This window comes from Paenibacillus favisporus (assembly GCF_040545415.1).
In the GTDB taxonomy this organism is placed as follows: domain Bacteria; phylum Bacillota; class Bacilli; order Paenibacillales; family Paenibacillaceae; genus Paenibacillus_AQ; species Paenibacillus_AQ favisporus.
On record NZ_JBEPLV010000001.1, the window covers coordinates 730,618 to 749,047 of the forward strand.

Consider the following 18,430-nt stretch of genomic DNA (forward strand, 5'->3'; position numbering starts at 1 on the left):
CGGCGTGTTGGAAAGCGCCGTTTAGGGCATCGTATGGATAACGATGCTTGTATCCCTATTATTTCTTCAAGAGGAGTCATCATTGGATGAGTAAGTTAGAGCTTTTGCGGCACCCCAAGCAAAGAAAGCTGCTCTTTAGCGCCGGCTTCAGCTGGTTGTTCGACGCTATGGATGTCGGCATCATATCGTTTATCGTTACGGCATTAACGGCCGAATGGAAGCTGTCACCGCAGCAGGTCGGAGTCTTGACCAGCATGAACTCTGTCGGCATGGTCATCGGAGCGGCTGCTGCCGGTTATATGGCCGACCGGTTCGGACGCAAGACGATCCTGCTGTGGACCCTGCTCATTTTTTCGGTGGCGAGCGGCTTGTCCGCGTTGGCCGCAAGCTTTGCCGTGCTGTGCCTGCTGCGGTTTATTACCGGCATCGGTCTTGGCGGCGAGCTGCCGGTGGCTTCAACGCTCGTCTCGGAGTCGATGCCGGCACGCGACCGCGGCAGAGCCGTCGTCCTGCTGGAGAGCTTCTGGGCGGGAGGATGGCTGGTCGCTGCGCTGGTGTCGTACTTCGTCATTCCGAAGTACGGATGGCAGATTGCGTTTGTCATCGGGGCCTTACCTGCGCTATATGCCATATATTTACGCAAATCCATCGAAGATGCGCCGCGTTTCAAGGAGCAGCAGGCAAGCGTCTCGAAGCTGTCCTTCGGGACCAAATTCAAGTCGATTTGGGCTAAAGAGCACAGCCGCTCCACGCTGATGCTGTGGATTCTGTGGTTTACCGTCGTGTTTTCCTATTACGGCATGTTTTTGTGGCTGCCGTCGGTCATGGTTCTCAAAGGCTTCAGTTTGGTCAAAAGTTTTGAATACGTGCTGATCATGACGATCGCCCAGCTGCCCGGTTATTTTACCGCGGCTTACTTCATCGAAAAGTTCGGACGCAAGTTCGTTATGGTTACTTATTTGACGCTGACGGCGCTGAGTGCGCTGTGGTTCGGCTATGCAGACACAGAAGGCATGCTGATTGCTGCAGGCATCTGCTTGTCCTTCTTTAACCTCGGTGCCTGGGGCGGCATGTATGCCTATACACCGGAGCTGTATCCGACCCGGGTGCGGTCCACCGGCGTGGGGCTGGCCACCTCGGTTGGCCGGGTCGGCGGCGTAATTGCCCCGCTGCTCGTAGGCGTGATGGTTGGCAAGGGCATCAGCATCGATACCATTTTCGGCATGTTTTTTGTCATTGTGCTGATCGGTGCAATCGGAGTGCTGCTTCTCGGTAAGGAAACCAAAGGCAAGGAACTGGCCGATTAAACGGCAATAAATACGTCATGTGTTGAAGAAGCTGTCCCGGGCAGCTTCTTTCCTTTTTCGTCATGCATATTTTTGGACTTTGCCACGCCCGTTCTTCCACCCAAGATGACTAAATCTACGGGTTTGATTGTGATTTCCGGTTGTTTTGAATTATAATAAATATTGTTGCAGTTAGACGCTATCAGAATGGGGGAAGGAATATGCAGCTGATCAATCCCGGCATGGTCCAGGAGATGCTAGATTCATTGAAAAACCAGGACCTTTATATACACCTTGAAATGACAACGGGTGCTTATGCTTCACACAACGATTCATCCAAATTTACCGCATCGACGTTTATCCATAACGGGGTCGTCCGATATTCGCAGGGCTCCATCGCCGGCTTTGGCCCATACCGGGTCGGCCTCAAGATGGAGCAGGGCTGGGTTTATTCCCAAGGTTTGACCCATTTTGAAGAAACGGAAACGGATCGGCTGATCATGGCTGGACATGACAGCGACGGCAAGCTCGTCGTGGCACTTCAGCTGAGCCGCCAACCATTTTAACGAGAGAGAAGGTTAGACATATGGAAAAACATATCCTTGTGGTGTTTCCCCACCCCGATGATGAGTCGTTCGGCACGTCGGGGACGCTGGCTAAGCATATCCAGGCCGGAACCCAAGTGACGTACGCCTGTTTAACCCTGGGGGAAATGGCCCGCAACATGGGCAATCCCATCTTGGCGAACCGCGTGACGCTTCCCGAGCTGCGCCGGAAGGAGCTGGAGGAGTCCTGCCGGGCGATCGGCATCCAGGATCTTCGCCTCATGGGTCTGCATGACAAGACGGTGGAGTTCGAGGATCAGGAGATGCTCACCAGCCGCCTGCGCGCGCTGATTGACGAAGTGAAGCCGTCGCTGATCATCACGTTCTACCCGGGTTACGCCGTTCATCCGGACCATGACGCGACCGGAGCCGCGGTTATCCGGACCGTGACGGCCATGCCGAAGAAAGAGCGGCCGAAAGTGCACTGCCTGGCATTCTCCAACGGGTGCGAGAAGATCCTTGGCAAACCGGATGTCCTCGTGGATGTGCGCGATTATTTGCCGCAGAAGTTTGCCTCAATCCGCGCCCATCAGTCGCAGTTCCGCTGGGAGACGAGCGGACAGTCGGAGCTGGATAAAGCTGTGCTGGAGCGCTTCAGCCAGGAGCGGTTCTGGACTTATCATTTTGAATAATAGCATGGATTCGAAGACAAGCCGGACGGGCTGCTGCCATCACTGCAGCGCCCGTCTTTTTTTGTGCAGTATTATCGAAGCAGTAAGCCGGCCCTTGGTGCGAAAGCACATCAGGCGCGTCTTGACGCCAAGGGGGATATTGACAACATGGGGCTCCGGCGGATACAATTTGTGAAATCCTGTTTGGGATTAAGATGTGAGCAGAAAGGTTGTGGCCCTGAAGATGAGCCGAGAAGAGTTGAGAAGAGCAGAGGTTGACGAGAAGGAGCGTACCGCAGAACAAGGTACCGCAGCAGGGCTGACAGGGAGAGGGCTGGCCGATGAGGAGCCAAGCGGTGATCAGATTAGCCTTTCCGAAGGAGATGCGGGGGACATCCGGCTGGAGCGGATCGTCTTCATCGGAAGAACCTACGACGAATATTTGCGGATGTTTAATTTGAAGCCCGGGGACTTGAAGGGACGAACCGTCCTGGACTGCCCCGGCGGGGCATGCTCGTTTACGGCTAAAGCGAGGCAGATCGGCATTGAAGCCGTTGCTGCGGATATAGCCTATCAGTTTGACCCTGCGGCACTTGAGGCGAAGGGAAGGCTCGATATCGGGCATGCGGTGCAGCATGTGGAGAGCTTGGGCGATCAGTACCGGTGGGACGAATTCGACGGTCCCGAGGGGCTCCGCAGCGAGCGTACCAAGGCCTTGACCGCCACGGTCGAGGATATGGAGCAGCATCCTGAGCGATATGTTGCCGCCGCTTTGCCGGTGCTGCCCTTTGCAGACCGGCAGTTTGACATGACGCTGTCTGCGCATTTTTTGTTTATGTACAGCGACAAGCTGGATTACGCGTTTCATGAGCAGACGGTGGCTGAGCTGATGCGGGTGACGAAGGGGGAAATCCGGATTTTTCCGCTGGTGGACCAGAGCAGCCGCAGGTACGAGGACATAGAGAAGCTGCTGACGTTCGCCGCTGGAAACGGATGGTCAGCCGAGGAACGGCCGTCGGACTACGAGTTCCAGCGCGGAGCCTCCTCTATGCTGGTGCTGAGAAGAAACTGACGGGAAAAAGAATGCCCGAACGAGACGGACGTTGGATGCCGGAATAATGCCGAAGTTGGATCGCAACCGTCTTTTGTCAGTTCCGCAGAACTAATTCTTATTAAAATTATAAAAAAGCCGGAAAGCCTGCGTATGCATGGCTCTCCGGCTTTTGTGCTGATTGCGGCCGATTGCAGCCGCCGGGCGGGATGAATTATGATTCCTTGTCCGTCAAAGCGTTCAGGGTCGCTTCCGGCCACAAATTCCAGGGATGCTCGGCAGGCGGAAGCGAGGCAAGAACGATCTCTTCCTTTGTGACGGGATGAGGGACGCCGACGATGACAGACCACAGGGCGATCTGCTGCCCCGGCTTATTCACCCCTTTGCCGTATTTCTGGTCGCCGTAAAGCGGACAGCCGGCATGGCTCATCTGAACCCGAATCTGATGGGAACGGCCGGTATGGAGCTCCACTTTGACCAAGCTATAGCGGTCCGCCTCTGCGATCACTTCGTAATCCAGCAGCGCTTCCTTCGCGCCGGATGTTCCTGGCTTCACCACAGACACGGTATTGGTCTTGGCATCCTTGAGCAGGAAGTCTTTCAGGCTTCCTGCCGGCGCAGGCAGCCTCCCGTGTACGACGGCCGCATACACTTTGCGGAACTTGCGGGAGCGTACCGTTTCCGACAGCCGAGAGGCGGCCTTGGATGTCTTGGCAAACACCATCGCCCCGCCGACGGGGCGATCCAGCCGGTGCACCAGGCCGACAAATACGTTGCCGGGCTTGTTATAACGGATCTTGATGTCCTCCTTGAGCAGACTGACCAGATCGGCGTCCCCGGAGGCATCTTCCTGCGTAGGCACGTTGACCGGCTTCACGATGCCTAATAAATGATTGTCCTCATACAATATCGGAATGCGGACGTCCTGACCATCGGCTCTGCTCATCGTTTAAGACTCCCATCTTCCCAAAATACCGCACGGCAGATTCAGTCCGGAGGCGGTAATCGGCAGTCCGAGCTCGCCGCAGGAAATGCTTCCTCCAAACCGGCGGGCTGCCGTCATGGACAGGATGTTATGCAGTACGGTCGGCGAAATACCGGTCGTATACGAATTAATGAGCATAAACAGTGGGTTGTCCGACATGATGCTCATGCAGCTCTCGACGAAGGGATAGAGGCTCTGCTCCAGCTTCCACATTTCCCCGCCGGGTCCACGGCCGTAGGATGGCGGGTCCATGATGATCGCATCGTATTTATTGCCGCGGCGCTGTTCGCGCTGCACGAATTTGAACACGTCGTCCGTTATGAAACGGACCGGACGGTCCCCGAGGCCGGACAGCTGCAGGTTCTCCTTGGCCCATTGAACCATGCCTTTTGCGGCGTCGACATGGACGACTTGGGCGCCTGCGGAAGCTGCCGCCACGCTGGCTCCGCCGGTATAGGCGAACAGGTTAAGCACCTGGATCGGCCGGCCCGCCCCGGCAATCTTGTCCATCATCCAGCGCCAGTTGGCTGCTTGCTCGGGGAACAAACCGGTATGCTTAAAGTTGGTAGGGCGGATATGGAACTTCAGTTTGTCGTAGGAAACGGTCCAGCGGTCGGGGATCGGCTTTTTCATGTCCCATTGGCCGCCGCCCGAAGAGCTTCGGTGGTAATGCCCGTGAACTTGGCGCCACTGCCCCGTTTCGTTGGTGAGCGGCCATATAATCTGCGGGTCGGGTCTGCGGAGAATGACGTCTCCCCAACGCTCCAGCTTTTCCCCGTCCCCGGTATCAATCAATTCATAATCCTGCCAATCGCGTGCTACATACATGAATGCATTCCATCCTTCTGTTCTTTAATTTCATTTAGCTTATATTGTACAACATTTCGTACATACAATGCACTTTCTTCATACTCGGTGCGGGTAAAGGTATAATAAAGATAACCCCTCGCGAAAGGAGGACTTGCCGGTGGGCAGCAGACGGAAAATATCGTGGATTCTCACTTTGTTTGGCTTGTTTTGCGGCATTCTTTATGTCAATCTGGCGGTCCGTGGCGGCACGAAGGATTGGTTTGGCTTCCTTGTCTTCGCCGTGCTTCCGCTTGGAATCGGACTTATACTGCGCACGAAAACGAAAAAAGCGAGAGCATGGATGAAGATCACCCCCGAGATGGAGAAGAGCATTCTCCACCTGGCTGCGGAGCAGGAGAACCTGCTGACCGCAGCGGACGTTGCCTTGAATACGACGCTCAGCATGGAGCAGGCCGGCGAGGCGCTGGAAGCGATGCGCCGCAAAGGTCAGGTCCATTTACGGGTAGCGGATAACGGGGCGCTGGTCTATGAATTCCAGGCCGTTCTATCGATGGAAGCCAAGCTGAATGCGGAGAGGGTATAAACCCCAGTCCACCCCGCCCCGCACAACGCAATAAACCGGCTGCGCCTTGGACTTGCCAAGCGCAGCCGGTTTTTCTTGTGGCGATTATTGGGACGCCATGTACTCGTAGTAGTCCTGCTGTCTCATCACTTTGAAGCCGCAGGATTCATACAGCCGGAGCGCATTGGGGTTCTGAACCGCCACTTCCAGCCATATGTCCCGCCCCCGGGCTATCGCTTCGGATACGATGAGCATCAGTGTGCTGCGGCCGATTCCCTGCCCCCGAACAGATGCTTTCACCGCAAAGCCGTATATCCACGTATCGGATCCTGTATCTTCAAGAGATACCTTGCCGACGGTAACCCCATCCCGTTTAATGATGAGCGGCCGGGTTCCCGTTTCCTGAAATAGCGATGAGTAGATTTCGGCTGATTCCTCCCGGCTCATCTCGAATCCTTCCTGATCGATGGCGATGATGTCCTCCATGTCGGCAAGCTCCGCGTTTCGCAGCCGGACCGACGGGTCCGCTTCCGTGACAGGTTGGCCGTCGTCATGCCATTTCATTTGGTACTCCGAATGGCAGAACACCCCTCCTTGGGACTCGATGAAGCCTATGCCGCTGGAAGAGGAGGCCGGGGTATTCAGAAGGACGGTCTTATAGACTGAAACGTTAGCCGAGCGGATGGCGTCCTGCCATAGATCCGTAAATATTCCCTGACGCCAGTAATCCGGATGTACCATGCCGCATACCTCGAGACCGCCGCCGAGCGGATACAAGGCGAGAAAACCGGTCAGCATATCGCCGGAATAATGAAAAAAGTCCAGCTTTGCGTCCGCGGGACGTGACTTCAGCATGCTCCAGTTTAATTTCAGAGTGATGGAATCGGCCCGCTCGCACAGCTCCTGCAGAGCGGAGATATCGCCTAGTTGACTTGGATTAAGAATAGTCTGCTTCCCCCATATTCATTATTTTCTGCTATCATATCATGTTCCTATTTGGCGTTAAAGAGAGTGAATTGCACTTTATGCAAGGTTTTTTTGTTCATGCAGAGCCTTCATGATTAGGCGGTCATACCTCACTTCATAGATCGGAACGGAATAGGATGAATGTAACATTTCCTAGGAAGGGAGCCGTCCGTATGCCGGTGAAAAACGGTAAGGAGTATATAGAACGGATCGACCAGGCACAGCCGGAGGTTTGGCTTCGAGGTAAGCAAATCCAAGGAAAGCTGTCCGACCATGCGGCATTCCGCGGGTTAATGAGCACTCAGGCGTCTTTGTACGATATGCAGGTCGCGGAGGAGTATGCGCAGCTTCTGACATACACGTCTCCGGAAACCGGGAAGACGGTAGGCTTATCGTACTTACAGCCGAAGACCAAGGAAGATTTGGCCAGACGCAGGAGAGCGATGACGCTGTGGGGTGAGCGGCATTTCGGCCTGCTCGGCAGATCGCCGGATTATATGAACACGGCCGTTATGGCCTACGCTGCCGCGTCGGAGCTGCTGGCTGAAGCGGATGCGAAGTATGCGGACAACATGCGGAATTACTACCGGTACTGCTCAGAGCATGACATTACGCTGTCCCACGCCTTCGTGCAGCCGGCGGCGAGCCGTACCGCCGAAATGCTTGATGACGGGACGATCGTCAATGCCGCGGCGCGCATCGTCGACCAGACGACAGAAGGCGTCATCGTGTCAGGCGCGTTTCTGCTGGCGACGCAGGGCGTCACAGCTGATGAAATTCTCGTGTATCCGCCGGCATCGTTTCTGTTTCAGGAGGAAGACAATCCTGAAACTTTTGCTTTTGCTGTCCCGAACAACCTTCCGGGTATGAAGTGGATAAGCCGTGAAAGCCTGGTCGGCGGCGATTCGGCTTACGATTATCCGCTCAGCTCGCGATTTGAGGAAATGGACACTCTCGTCATTTTCGATCACGTGCTCGTTCCTTGGGAGCGTATATTCATTCTTGGCAACGACAGCCTGTCCATACGCTTCTTTGCACAGAGCGGCTTTCACGTGCATGCAGCGCACCAGGTTTGCTGCCGATACGTGGCGAAGACCGAGTTTGTACTTGGAATCATTTTGTCCATCGCCGACGCACTGGAAAGAACCGGAAGCGTGGTCACCGAACAAGTGACAGAGGTGATCGTAAATCTGGAGTCGCTCAAGGCGCTGCTGCTCGCCTCCGAAGCAGGAGCAAAGGTGGACCGGTGGGGGAGCATGCTGCCCGACTATAAGCCGCTCTGGTCCGCTACCATTATCTATCCTCAAATGTATGCACGGATGATGGAAATTATCCAGCTGCTCGGGTCCAGCAGCGTCATTATGATTCCGTCGGAGCAGGATTTTGAGGCAACCGGGATTGCTCCCTATTTATCGACTTATCTCAAAAGCAGCAACATGGACGCCCGGGATAAGACTGCGCTGTTCCGGCTGGCCTGGGAGCTGAGCAGCAGCGGTTTCGGCGGGCGGCAGCAGCTCTATGAACGCTTTTTCTTCGGGGGACAGCAGGTAGCCAGCAACAGGCTGTTTCAAGGCTATTTGGATAAGGAGATGTACAAGGAGCGGGTTCAGCGATTCCTGCGGGATTTGTAATCACTGTTCTACGGATCGGTCATATTCCACCCGGACCACTCATATATCTGTAATGGGGAACGTACGCAAGCAGCACGGGAGAGAGAAGCCGCCTGGGAAGAGCCATCCTTGCACAGAGGAGGCGGGCGGCGATGACGATCGATCAGCTGATCGCTTTATTGGCACTTGTCGTCATGATCATTGGACTTGTCAGCGGAAAAGGAAAATCATAAGCTGCAAAAAAGAGAGCTATATTCCAGCTCTCTTTTTTTGCTTGCAAACCGCTTAACGATTCTGACCCGGGTCTTCCGTCCCGTAAAGATCGAATTTGCATTGATGCTAAAGCGCCGCCGCTTTGCGGTTCTGCCTCATCACTAATCAGTAACCATTTGCCCTCCGTTGATGTGGATCGTCGTTCCGGTGATATACGACCCGTCGTCCGAAGCCAGCAGCACATACGTGGGTGCCAGCTCGTAAGGCTGGGCGGCACGCCCCAGCGGCACGTCGCGGCCGAAGACGGCAATCCGCTCAGGAGGTATCGAAGCGGGATTGAGAGGCGTCCATACGGGACCCGGAGCAACCGCGTTAACCCGGATGCATTGAGGGGCAAGATTTCGGGCGAGAGCGCGGGTGAAGCTGACGATCGCACCTTTGGTCGAGGAGTAGTCCATGAGCGTATCATTGCCGACATACGCAGTCACGGATGCGGTGTTTACGATGCTGCTTCCCGGCCGGAGGTGGGGGAGGACCGCCTTGGTCAGGAGGATAAAGGACAAAATGTTCACTTCGAACGTATTGCGCAGCTGTTCTTCGGAAATGTCCAGCAGTGAGGTTTGGAAGTACTGAACCCCGGCATTGTTAATGAGAATGTCGATTTTCCCGAATGCCTTCAGAGTGCTGTCTACGATATACGATGCAAAACCCGGCGACCGCACGTCAACGGGAAGCAGAAGGCAATTTCTGCCGAGCTGGCGGATTCGCCGCTCCGTGTCCTGCGCGTCTCTGTGCTCATTAAGATATACGATCACAAGGTCGGCGCCTTCTTTGGCAAAAGCGATGGCGACCGCACGGCCGATACCGCTGTCTCCTCCGGTGATGATCGCCACCTTGCCCTTTAATTTACCGGTTCCGATATAGTTCGGATTTTCAGAGACAGGGAGCGGGTTCATCACATATTCAATCCCCGGCTGCCCGTGCTGGTGCTGATCCGGCGGAAATGCCACCGGAATGTCCTTGCATTGGTGAATGACGCCATATTTAGCATACGGATAGTTCATCGGCCAATCCTTCCTTAAGCATTTGATGGTACACAGTCTATTCACGGGATGGGCGAGTGTGCCAGTTATTTTTAAGTCTTACATCGAAATAACAAACGAACATAAACGGCTGTCCCGGACATAAATATGTACCAAAGCTGATGATCACCCAATGATGACGCATGTTGTTGGCATTAGGGATCCTTTTGGAAGGAGGAGGGCCGATTGATAGTAAGCAATGAGATGAATGCTGACAAGAGAATGACACCCAAACGAAAAAAATGGTTCACGCGCAATGATTGGACCGGCTATTTGTTCAGCGCCCCATTAATTATCGGCGTGCTCGCATTTGCCATCTATCCGATGTTTGCCGCATTGTTTATCAGCTTTCACCAGACGTCGGGCCTGTCGCTGAACGGAAAGTGGGTGGGGCTCAGCAATTACCGGTATGCCCTAGAGGATCCGGTCTTCTGGCAAGCGCTTACAAATACGTTTTTGATGGGCGTCTTGTCCGTGGTGCTCGGCATCGTATTATCCTTCGTGCTGGCGAGCCTGATCAACAATCTCAAATGGAACTTCGGCAAAAACTTTTTTAAGGCCGTCTATTTTCTGCCGAACGTCGTGTCGGCGGTAGCGACCAGTCTCCTGTTCTCGTTTCTGTTTTTCCCATCGAAAGAAGGGCTGCTGAACTTTGTGCTGAGCTGGTTCGGGGTTCACCATCCCATCGGCTGGTTTACGAATCCGGAGGTGTCGCGCTACAGCATCGTGCTGATGAGCCTGTGGGGGGCGCTTGGCTACAACACGATCATTTTTCTGGCAGGCCTGCAAAGCGTGCCGCGCGACCTGTACGAAGCCGCTGAAGTCGATGGGGCAGGCGGGTACAAGAAATGGCTCCATATCACCATCCCTTATTTACGTCCGATCTTCGTCTTTATGCTCATTATGGGCACGATCGGCGGCATGAAGCGGTTCACTGACGTGTGGCTGATCGGCGGTACGGCAGGCAATCCTGGCGGAAGCTTGATGACGGTGGTGCTGTACATATACCGGAACGCATTTTTGGCATCGCAAATGGGTCTGGCCACAGCCGCTTCTTATCTGCTGTTCATCATCATTTTAGTGCTGACCGCAGTTATGATGCTGTTAAACCGCCGCAAAGACAGCCTCTACTGACGCACTAGGGCCAATACCGACGTCATATCAGAACTACTTGATACTTAAGCAAAGGAGGTCCCGCCATGATCCAAACGGCCGATTCCAAGGCGCTGCGCCGCAAAAAAATCCCTGTCAGTCAGTGGATTCTCGCCATCGTGCTGTTTCTCGGCTCCTTTATTATGATCGTGCCATTCCTGTGGATGCTCGTGACCAGCTTTGACTGGGGGGCCCGGCTGAACATTACGTTTCCCCCGAAAATCTGGCCGGAAGAGCCGTCCATACGCACGTATGAAGTGGCCTTTACGAACATTAAAATGTTCCGCTATATCATCAATTCCATCATCGTCAGCGCAGGCGTTATCGTTGTCAGCTCCCTGTCCGCGCTGCTGTCCGGTTATGCCCTCTCCAAGCTGCGGTTCAAAGGGGCGAGCCTGGTGCTTCTGCTGGCGCTGAGTACGATGATGATTCCGTTTGAAATGACCATGATTCCGCAGTACCTGCTCTTCAGCAAGCTGGGGCTTCTGGACAATTATCTGGCTTTTTATTTACCGGCACTTAACTATGCCTTCGGCACGTTTTTGGCCAAAGCCTTCTTCGACCAGCTGCCGTCCAGTCTGCGCGAAGCCGCCATTCTCGACGGCGCCGGGGAGTTCACCGTGTTCGGCCGGGTGTATTTGCCGCTCTGCACGCCGATTATCGCCACCATGATCATCCTCCTGTTCCTGGGCGTGTGGAACGAAATGCTGTGGCCGCTGCTGGTGCTGAAGAACGCTGCCAAATATACGATCCAGATCGGCCTGGCGATGTTTACGTATAACAACGGCATCAACCAACAGCCCTCGATCATTATGGCTGCAACGGCGGTCAGTCTCATTCCTGTCGTCGTCGTATATATGTTTTTGCAGCGTTACATTATCGAAAGCATTGCTTTGTCCGGGATCAAGTAGTAAACCCGGCGAAGCGCGGCCTTGGGGCCGCACGGCACCTATGATGATTGCGAACACACTGATGATGAAAAGGGGGAACATGCATGAAAAAATGGCTTCTGCTTCTGCTGTCCTGCACGCTCGTATTCACGCTGGCAGCCTGCTCTGAAGGGTCAGGCAAGGACGTGACCGGCGGCGTGGAGATCAAGCAAGTCTCCGACATGAAAGGAACCGTCCGGGTGGCGCTGGCCGGATGGCAGCTCGACAACGGGATCAACGCGCAGACGGGCAATCCGACGATCGGGCTGACCGAGTACATGGATAAGACGTTTAAGAAAATGTACCCGAATATCAAGGTGGAGCTGTACCAAATTCCTTGGGAGAACGTTAAGGCCAAGCAAACGGCGATGCTCATGTCGGGGGATGCCGACGTGCTGTACACCGGGGGAGCTTTTGCCTCCCAATGGTATCAGGACGGACTGCTGCGTGATCTGGACGACCTGATCAAAGAAGACACATCGTTTGATCCCGTCATTTACCTGGACGGCATCATGAACAATTCCTACAGCACCAAGTCGCCGGACGGATCCAAGCAGTTCGGGATTCCTGCCGTGCTGGGCCGCCGCATGACGATCTATGACAAAAAGCTGTTCAGCGACTGGGGCGTCGAAGGCTTGACGGAGAAAGCACCCCCGGAAGAAATTTTGGAAAAAGCTAAAAAGATGACCGGCAAAAATCCGAAAACCGGCGAGCAGAACTACGGCGTATACTGGTCGGGCAACTCGCTGAACGGCTCCACCTTTGTGGCGCTGACTCTGGCTTTCGGAGCGAAAGGGGCCGAAGGCTCGCTGAAAGACGTAAAGTCGATCAAATGGCATCTGAACACCCCGGAAATGGTAAAGGTCATGGAATGGCTGAAGGAAGCCGCAAAGCTGCCGCCGGCCGGTTTTATCACAGCCCAGGGAGCTGAAAACTTCGGGCTTGAGAAAAACAACATCGCGATTGCGCTGGACAGCACCGGCGGCGCGACGATGAACGAATTTATCGCAAACAATAACAAGGATTTGCTGGACCGGTTCGAGCCGGTGATGAATATGGGCCCGAAAGGCGAAGGCTGGGTGGCCGTGGATCCGTTCGTCATGGCAAAGAACGCCAAGGACGTGAAAGCTTCCTGGGAAGTTCTCAAATTCCTGACCAGCCCGATGACGCAAAAATATACGTATGAAAACTTCGCGATGACACCGACGATCAAGCAGGCCGATTTTGTGAAGCCGGAAGACAAATATGTGAAAAAGGCGCTGGACATCGCCAATGTCGGGCACTCCGAGCTGATGGACGAAGCCAATCCGTTCTATATGAGCGATATCGTCCCGGCTGTCAATGGTTTTATCAGCAAGGCGGCTTCCGGCAACGCGCCGGACATCCAGCAGTTCCTGGACGAACTGCAGGACCGCGCGGAGAAATGGTCCGCCAATTTGAAGTGACAGATTAAAGCGAGTGCGGGGCCCTTCCCGGGGCCCTTGCACTTCCTTTTTTACCAGGAGACGCAAGAACGATATACGAAATTGTAGCTGCCTGGCGGCAGGAGCAAATGATCCCATTGCGTGTGTTTGAAAAACAGTATGTAAGGAGGTCTCTTGATGGTTCGTGTTGGTTTGGTCGGGGCAGGCGGAATCGCCTCCGAGCATTTGAAGCATATTGACGATCATGAGCAGGCAGAGCTGGTCGCCGTGTGCGATATTTCCGCGAAGCAGGCGGAGCAAGCCGTAAAACGGTATGGTGGAGTCGCCTATTCGGATATCCGGCGGATGCTTGCGAACGAGCAGCTGGATGCGCTCTTTGTGTGCGTCCCTCCCTTTGCCCATGGCGATATTGAAGAGCAGGCGGCCGGAAGAGGCATTCATCTGCTGGTGGAAAAGCCGCTGGGTCTGGATATGGGCGCTGTACGGCAAAAAGCGGATTTTATCCGGAAATCGGGTGTTATGACGGCCACAGGCTACTGCCTAAGGTATATGGAGCCGGTACAGAAGGCGAAACAGTACCTGGCCGGCAAAGAAATCGCCATGGTGCGGGCCCACAGGTTCGGCGGGTTGCCGGATACCCCTTGGTGGGTGGACCATGCCAAGTCGGGCGGGCAGCTGGTGGAGCAGACGACCCATAATGTGGATCTTATGCTGTACTTGGCCGGAACAGTCCACAAGGTCAGTGCCGACATGGCCCTGCTGCTGAACAGAGACGTACCCGGGATCACGACGCCGGATGCCGCTTCGGTCAACCTGGTGTTCGATTCGGGCGCAATCGGTCACATTGACACCGGTTTTCTGCCCCAGCCGGACAGCCGTTCCTCCCTGGAAATCATTGGAAGGGGTTTTAGATTGACGCTCGAAGGAACGTCGCTTACCATTCTGGAACCGGAGCAGACGATCATTCTTCGCGGCAAATCCGATTTCTACAAAGTCCAGGACGACGCTTTCATTCGGGCCGTTGCCACGGGTGACCAGAGTTTGATTCTGGCTCCGTATGAAGAAGCGATGCACACGCTGGAAGTGACGCTGGCTGCCAATGAATCGGCACAATGCGGATTGCCGGTGACCATAACCAAGAGGGGGTAAATATAGAGCCCCTGAAGGAGCCTGCGGGCTCCTTTTTTGCGTATCCGGGTAGCCGTAAGCCGTGCATAAACATATCGATGCCGTGCATAATCACGCCTTTTCCATAATCAGGATATGACGGCGTATTCCAGAATAGAATCTGGTAAACCGTTTTCGATCTACCAATTTGGATTTTTTGGATTCAGTGATTGTATATGTCAATTCCATGAAGGAAACAGTCACAGTTAAGCCAATTTGTATCATCCTTACGATGGGGACAGCGCCTTCTAAAAGAAAAAAATTTCCGGATCGAAGGCTCCACTCTCTATCAGGAAACGGGAATCCCGGCTTTCCCTATTTCTTGTTTTCTTGCGAAGATCTTGCTTCTGCTGTCCCAAACAAGGTAAACTCAAACTTAGGCATAAAAAGAGCTGGAACAAGAAGGAAGGATTAGCATGTTGGATCTGAATGTGAATGAGCCGGATCAGCTGGTTCAGGTTGCCCATGCATTGTCCACCCGGGCGAGGGTGGATATGCTGAAACTGCTCTACACACGGAGCATGAATATCATCGAAATTTCGGAAGCACTCAAGCTGCCGGTGTCGACAGTGGCGAACAACGTCAAAATTTTGGAGGCTGCCAAGCTGCTGACGACAGAACTTCTGCCCGCGGCCCGGGGGGCGATGAAGGTATGCACCCGCAGTTATGATGACATCCATATCAGTCTCAACCCGGCGATTCAATCGACCAAGGAAAATTACGGCGTGTATGAGGTCGAAATTCCGATCGGATTGTACAGCGATTGCGAAGTATACCCGACCTGCGGCATGGCGAGCGGCACCGAAATGATCATCCGGGAAGACGAGCCGGCGAGCTTCTACCATCCGAAGCATATCGATGCGCAGATCATCTGGTTCCGCAAAGGTTACTTGGAGTACATTTTGCCGCTGGAGCTTCCGCAAAACGTCAAAATCAAGTCGCTTGAGCTGTCGATGGAAATCTGCTCGGAGGCGCCCAACTTCGATAACGATTGGCCCTCGGACATATCGGTCTGGGTGAACGGGCTTGAGATCGGGATGTGGACGAGTCCGGGGGATTTCGGGGACCGCCGCGGCAGGCTGAACCCCTCCTGGTGGCTCGATTGGACGACGCAGTACGGCCTCTTGAAAACGTGGCGGGTCGATGAGGACCGAACGACGCTGGATATGAAAAAGGTATCCGATGTGGGCATCAACGATCTTCAGCTGGAAGGGCGTCCGAATTTGCGCCTGCGGATCGGCGTGGATCCCAATGCGGTCCATAAAGGCGGGGTGAACATCTTCGGGCGGCAGTTCGGCGATTATGAGCAGGACATCAAGATGCGTATTCAATATGTTCCCCTCTCGGAGGAGGCGTAAAACCATTGTTACAACAAGTTTGTAACAATGGTTTTTTTGTTTCTGTCACGGGGATTGTGGATTTTTATGGGAAAAGAGCGTGGTTAAGGCAATTTCTTCTTGCTGATAAAGCGATGAAGCTAATTTGATATGCACGAGAATAAAAACATCTCAAAATTTTTATTACAAAAAAATGAAATGAATGCGTTGACAAAATAGGAGTTTAGCCGTAATATAGCCCCATAAGAACAATAAAGATGTAATAAAACAATAACGTTGTTCTTTAGAACGACTACGGTGACGAAAATGGGGGGTACGTATGAGAAGAAAATTCAGCTTCATGTGGATCACATTACTGTCTCTGACCTTATTGCTCAGCGCCTGCGGTAGCGGCGGCAGCGGTAGCAGTGGCGGGGCGGACAGTGCTGGCGGAGACGCGTCCGGCGGTACTGGTGAAAGCGCTTCGACGGATACGGGCGGCGGCAGCGGCGAGAAAGTGAATCTTTCGTTCTGGACGCTGTTTGACGGCGGAGACGGTGACAACATGCAGGCGATGGTAGACCAGTTCAATAAAGAGCATCCCGATATTCAGGTGAAAAATACGAAGCTCGTCTGGGGCGAGTATTATACGAAGCTGATCACAGCGGTTGGCGCAGGCAACGGTCCGGATGTGGGCATCTCCCATATTTCCCGTCTTCCCGACCTGATCAATCAGGGAGTTGCCACCGAGCTGGACGATTCGGCAAAGGATGCCAACATCGACTGGAGCACGTTTAACCAGAACATTCTGGAAGCTTCCGTTTACGATGACAAGCATTATGCGGTTCCGATCGATACACATCCGTTTATTATGTACTACAATAAAAAGCTGCTTAAAGACGCAGGGCTGCTCGGCGAAGACGGCAAGCCGGTTCTGGAGCAATCGGGCGAGGGATTCATCAAGTTTCTGACAACGCTGAAAGAGAAGCTTCCGAAAGGCAAATATCCGTTCGCGCTCTCGAGCTCCAACGACGATCCGTTCCGTTTCTGGTGGGCACTTTATTCGCAGCAGGGCGGCAATGACGTCGTATCCGACGATTTGAAATCAGCCGACATCGACAAAGAAAAAGCTGTAAAAGCCGCGGATTATATTAAGGACTTATACCATAAGTACAATTTCATCAAGCTGAACGACCCGGATTTCTATAAAACGTTCCAGAGCGGGAATGCGGCGATCATGATGACCGGCGTGTGGGCGACCGGAACGTGGGAGAAAACGAAAGGGCTGGAATTCGGGGCTATGCCGATCCCTAAAGTATTCGATCAGGAAGCGACATGGGGCGATTCGCATACGATCATTCTGCCGGCAACGAGCAATGAAGATCCGGAGAAGCGCAAAGCTGCACTGATTTTCGCCAACTGGATCGCCGACCACGGAGAAATCTGGGCGAAAGCGGGCCATATCCCTTCGAAGCCGGCCGTATTCGAGAAGCCGGAATTCAAAGAGATGCCGTACCGGAGCGATTATGTCTCGGTGGCAAGCACCGTTAAATTCAACAAGCATTCCGACAAGAACTGGCAAATCCGTGATAACGCGCTCTTTAAATATTTGAACGAAGTTTGGTCCAACAAGATGTCGAGCTCGGATGCCGTTGACAAAATGCAGACCGAGATCGGTAAAGTTTTAAGCGAGTAACCATGAGGGGTATGATCCATCAGACAGGTTTGGGGCGCTGGCTCCAAGCCTGCCTGAGCGATGCGGGAGAGGAAGGTGAGTCATGAAGAAGCTTCGGATCGACTTGCAGGCACTGATTTTTTTACTGCCCTTTCTGATTGTGTATGTGTTGTTTACGATCTGGCCGATGATTAAGGGCGCGCAGATGAGCTTTTATAAATGGACCCTGATCCGGAAGATGAAATATGTCGGGTGGGACAATTTCCAGCGCATGTTTCATGACGACCAGTTCTGGGCTGCGGTATGGCATTCTACGATTTTCGTCTTTCTGACGACGCCGACCATGATCGTGCTGGCCATCGCGCTGGCACTTATCGCGAACCGGAAATCCAAGCTGCAGAAGCTGTACCGCAGTGCGTTTTTTCTGCCGAGCATTCTTTCGGTTTCGGTGGCATCGTATTTGGGGTTGTTTATGTTCCAGCCCTATACCGGCTTCATTAACGGGATTCTGCATGGACTCGGCATCCTGGCGGAAGGGAAAGAGATCTTCTGGCTCACTGAACCGTCTCTGGCCTGGATTGCGGTCGCCGCTCTGACGCTGTGGTGGACGGTGGGGTTCAACTTTATTTTGTATCTGTCCGCCATGCAGGAAATTCCGGACGAAATTTATGAGGCGGCATCGCTGGACGGCGCGGCCAAAGGGCAGATGTTCTGGCGGATCACGCTGCCGATGATGAATTCGATCACACGGATGATTCTGATGCTGCAAATTATCGCTTCCTATAAAGTGTTCATGCAAATTTACATCATTACGGGCGGCGGACCGCTGGATTCGACAAGGCCGATCATCCAGTACATTTATCAGAGCGGTTTCAAAAAAAATGACCTGGGTTACGCGGCGACGATGTCCTATATGCTGTTTGCGATTTTGCTCGTATTGTCGATTATCCAGTATGTCGTTAACAACCGGAAGGAGGCGGCTTAAA

Annotated in this window: 18 protein-coding genes; 14 read left to right on the forward strand and 4 right to left on the reverse strand. The window is 53.7% G+C overall.

Annotated features, from left to right (window positions below; genetic code table 11):
• Window positions 1-86 precede the first annotated feature (86 nt).
• The 4 genes from ABID47_RS03535 (at window position 87) to ABID47_RS03550 (ending at window position 3,574) form a co-directional block, all read left to right on the forward strand.
• A complete protein-coding gene (locus ABID47_RS03535; protein ID WP_354494929.1) occupies window positions 87-1,307 on the forward strand; it encodes an MFS transporter in 1,221 nt (406 codons plus the stop codon).
• Window positions 1,308-1,507: 200 nt separating this feature from the next.
• Window positions 1,508-1,852 carry a YojF family protein gene (locus tag ABID47_RS03540; RefSeq protein WP_076170972.1) on the forward strand — a complete coding sequence of 115 codons (345 nt, stop codon included), beginning with the start codon at window positions 1,508-1,510 and terminating at the stop codon, window positions 1,850-1,852.
• A gap of 20 nt (window positions 1,853-1,872) precedes the next feature.
• Window positions 1,873-2,523 (forward strand): bacillithiol biosynthesis deacetylase BshB2, encoded by a 651-nt coding sequence (bshB2, locus tag ABID47_RS03545; RefSeq protein WP_105442154.1) that lies wholly within the window; start codon window positions 1,873-1,875, stop codon window positions 2,521-2,523.
• 196 nt (window positions 2,524-2,719) lie between these two features.
• Window positions 2,720-3,574 (forward strand): class I SAM-dependent methyltransferase, encoded by an 855-nt coding sequence (locus ABID47_RS03550; RefSeq protein WP_354494930.1) that lies wholly within the window; start codon window positions 2,720-2,722, stop codon window positions 3,572-3,574.
• Window positions 3,575-3,767: 193 nt separating this feature from the next.
• On the opposite strand, the gene ABID47_RS03555 is transcribed toward ABID47_RS03550, so the two are convergent.
• Both ABID47_RS03555 and ABID47_RS03560 read right to left on the reverse strand, forming a co-directional pair.
• On the reverse strand, window positions 3,768-4,499 hold the full coding sequence (locus ABID47_RS03555; protein ID WP_354494931.1) for an RluA family pseudouridine synthase: 732 nt from the start codon (window positions 4,497-4,499) through the stop codon (window positions 3,768-3,770).
• 3 nt (window positions 4,500-4,502) lie between these two features.
• A complete protein-coding gene (locus ABID47_RS03560; RefSeq protein WP_116229765.1) occupies window positions 4,503-5,366 on the reverse strand; it encodes a class I SAM-dependent methyltransferase in 864 nt (287 codons plus the stop codon).
• A 139-nt stretch (window positions 5,367-5,505) separates the two neighbouring features.
• Between ABID47_RS03560 and ABID47_RS03565 the strand changes: the two genes are divergently transcribed.
• Window positions 5,506-5,931, forward strand: a complete 426-nt coding sequence (locus ABID47_RS03565; RefSeq protein ID WP_116229766.1) for a hypothetical protein — start codon at window positions 5,506-5,508, stop codon at window positions 5,929-5,931.
• A gap of 84 nt (window positions 5,932-6,015) precedes the next feature.
• Here ABID47_RS03565 and ABID47_RS03570 read toward each other — a convergent pair whose 3' ends face one another.
• Window positions 6,016-6,765: a GNAT family N-acetyltransferase gene (locus ABID47_RS03570; protein ID WP_354494932.1), complete on the reverse strand. Its 750-nt coding sequence runs from the start codon at window positions 6,763-6,765 to the stop codon at window positions 6,016-6,018.
• A 284-nt stretch (window positions 6,766-7,049) separates the two neighbouring features.
• Between ABID47_RS03570 and hpaB the strand changes: the two genes are divergently transcribed.
• The gene (hpaB, locus tag ABID47_RS03575; protein WP_354494933.1) at window positions 7,050-8,507 is read left to right on the forward strand and encodes a 4-hydroxyphenylacetate 3-monooxygenase, oxygenase component; all 1,458 of its coding nucleotides are present in this window, start codon (window positions 7,050-7,052) and stop codon (window positions 8,505-8,507) included.
• Window positions 8,508-8,860: 353 nt separating this feature from the next.
• Here the strand turns inward: hpaB and ABID47_RS03580 are convergent, their stop codons facing one another.
• Entirely contained in the window at window positions 8,861-9,763 is a 903-nt protein-coding gene (locus ABID47_RS03580) for an SDR family oxidoreductase (RefSeq protein WP_354494934.1), read from the reverse strand.
• Window positions 9,764-9,985: 222 nt separating this feature from the next.
• Between ABID47_RS03580 and ABID47_RS03585 the strand changes: the two genes are divergently transcribed.
• The 8 genes from ABID47_RS03585 (at window position 9,986) to ABID47_RS03620 (ending at window position 18,429) form a co-directional block, all read left to right on the forward strand.
• Window positions 9,986-10,915 (forward strand): carbohydrate ABC transporter permease, encoded by a 930-nt coding sequence (locus ABID47_RS03585; RefSeq protein ID WP_116231614.1) that lies wholly within the window; start codon window positions 9,986-9,988, stop codon window positions 10,913-10,915.
• Between the two features lie 65 nt (window positions 10,916-10,980).
• Window positions 10,981-11,844 (forward strand): carbohydrate ABC transporter permease, encoded by an 864-nt coding sequence (locus tag ABID47_RS03590; protein ID WP_354494935.1) that lies wholly within the window; start codon window positions 10,981-10,983, stop codon window positions 11,842-11,844.
• Between the two features lie 83 nt (window positions 11,845-11,927).
• Window positions 11,928-13,307 carry an extracellular solute-binding protein gene (locus ABID47_RS03595; RefSeq protein WP_354494936.1) on the forward strand — a complete coding sequence of 460 codons (1,380 nt, stop codon included), beginning with the start codon at window positions 11,928-11,930 and terminating at the stop codon, window positions 13,305-13,307.
• A gap of 156 nt (window positions 13,308-13,463) precedes the next feature.
• Entirely contained in the window at window positions 13,464-14,435 is a 972-nt protein-coding gene (locus ABID47_RS03600; RefSeq protein ID WP_354494937.1) for a Gfo/Idh/MocA family protein, read from the forward strand.
• A 434-nt stretch (window positions 14,436-14,869) separates the two neighbouring features.
• Window positions 14,870-15,811 carry an ArsR/SmtB family transcription factor gene (locus ABID47_RS03605; RefSeq protein WP_116229773.1) on the forward strand — a complete coding sequence of 314 codons (942 nt, stop codon included), beginning with the start codon at window positions 14,870-14,872 and terminating at the stop codon, window positions 15,809-15,811.
• Window positions 15,812-15,816: 5 nt separating this feature from the next.
• On the forward strand, window positions 15,817-15,939 hold the full coding sequence (locus tag ABID47_RS03610) for a hypothetical protein (protein WP_285855042.1): 123 nt from the start codon (window positions 15,817-15,819) through the stop codon (window positions 15,937-15,939).
• 170 nt (window positions 15,940-16,109) lie between these two features.
• The gene (locus tag ABID47_RS03615; protein WP_116229774.1) at window positions 16,110-17,465 is read left to right on the forward strand and encodes an ABC transporter substrate-binding protein; all 1,356 of its coding nucleotides are present in this window, start codon (window positions 16,110-16,112) and stop codon (window positions 17,463-17,465) included.
• 82 nt (window positions 17,466-17,547) lie between these two features.
• A complete protein-coding gene (locus ABID47_RS03620) occupies window positions 17,548-18,429 on the forward strand; it encodes a carbohydrate ABC transporter permease (RefSeq protein WP_076171002.1) in 882 nt (293 codons plus the stop codon).
• Window position 18,430 lies beyond the last annotated feature (1 nt).

Coding starts and splice junctions, on each gene's coding strand:
- ABID47_RS03560 (WP_116229765.1), bottom strand. CDS start 5,366: ATGTATGTAGCACGCGATTGGCAGGATTATGAATTGATTGATACCGGG.
- bshB2 (WP_105442154.1), top strand. CDS start 1,873: ATGGAAAAACATATCCTTGTGGTGTTTCCCCACCCCGATGATGAGTCG.
- ABID47_RS03535 (WP_354494929.1), top strand. CDS start 87: ATGAGTAAGTTAGAGCTTTTGCGGCACCCCAAGCAAAGAAAGCTGCTC.
- ABID47_RS03570 (WP_354494932.1), bottom strand. CDS start 6,765: ATGCTGAAGTCACGTCCCGCGGACGCAAAGCTGGACTTTTTTCATTAT.
- ABID47_RS03555 (WP_354494931.1), bottom strand. CDS start 4,499: ATGAGCAGAGCCGATGGTCAGGACGTCCGCATTCCGATATTGTATGAG.
- ABID47_RS03540 (WP_076170972.1), top strand. CDS start 1,508: ATGCAGCTGATCAATCCCGGCATGGTCCAGGAGATGCTAGATTCATTG.
- ABID47_RS03620 (WP_076171002.1), top strand. CDS start 17,548: ATGAAGAAGCTTCGGATCGACTTGCAGGCACTGATTTTTTTACTGCCC.
- ABID47_RS03580 (WP_354494934.1), bottom strand. CDS start 9,763: ATGAACTATCCGTATGCTAAATATGGCGTCATTCACCAATGCAAGGAC.
- ABID47_RS03595 (WP_354494936.1), top strand. CDS start 11,928: ATGAAAAAATGGCTTCTGCTTCTGCTGTCCTGCACGCTCGTATTCACG.
- ABID47_RS03600 (WP_354494937.1), top strand. CDS start 13,464: ATGGTTCGTGTTGGTTTGGTCGGGGCAGGCGGAATCGCCTCCGAGCAT.
- ABID47_RS03585 (WP_116231614.1), top strand. CDS start 9,986: ATGAATGCTGACAAGAGAATGACACCCAAACGAAAAAAATGGTTCACG.
- ABID47_RS03615 (WP_116229774.1), top strand. CDS start 16,110: ATGAGAAGAAAATTCAGCTTCATGTGGATCACATTACTGTCTCTGACC.
- hpaB (WP_354494933.1), top strand. CDS start 7,050: ATGCCGGTGAAAAACGGTAAGGAGTATATAGAACGGATCGACCAGGCA.
- ABID47_RS03590 (WP_354494935.1), top strand. CDS start 10,981: ATGATCCAAACGGCCGATTCCAAGGCGCTGCGCCGCAAAAAAATCCCT.
- ABID47_RS03605 (WP_116229773.1), top strand. CDS start 14,870: ATGTTGGATCTGAATGTGAATGAGCCGGATCAGCTGGTTCAGGTTGCC.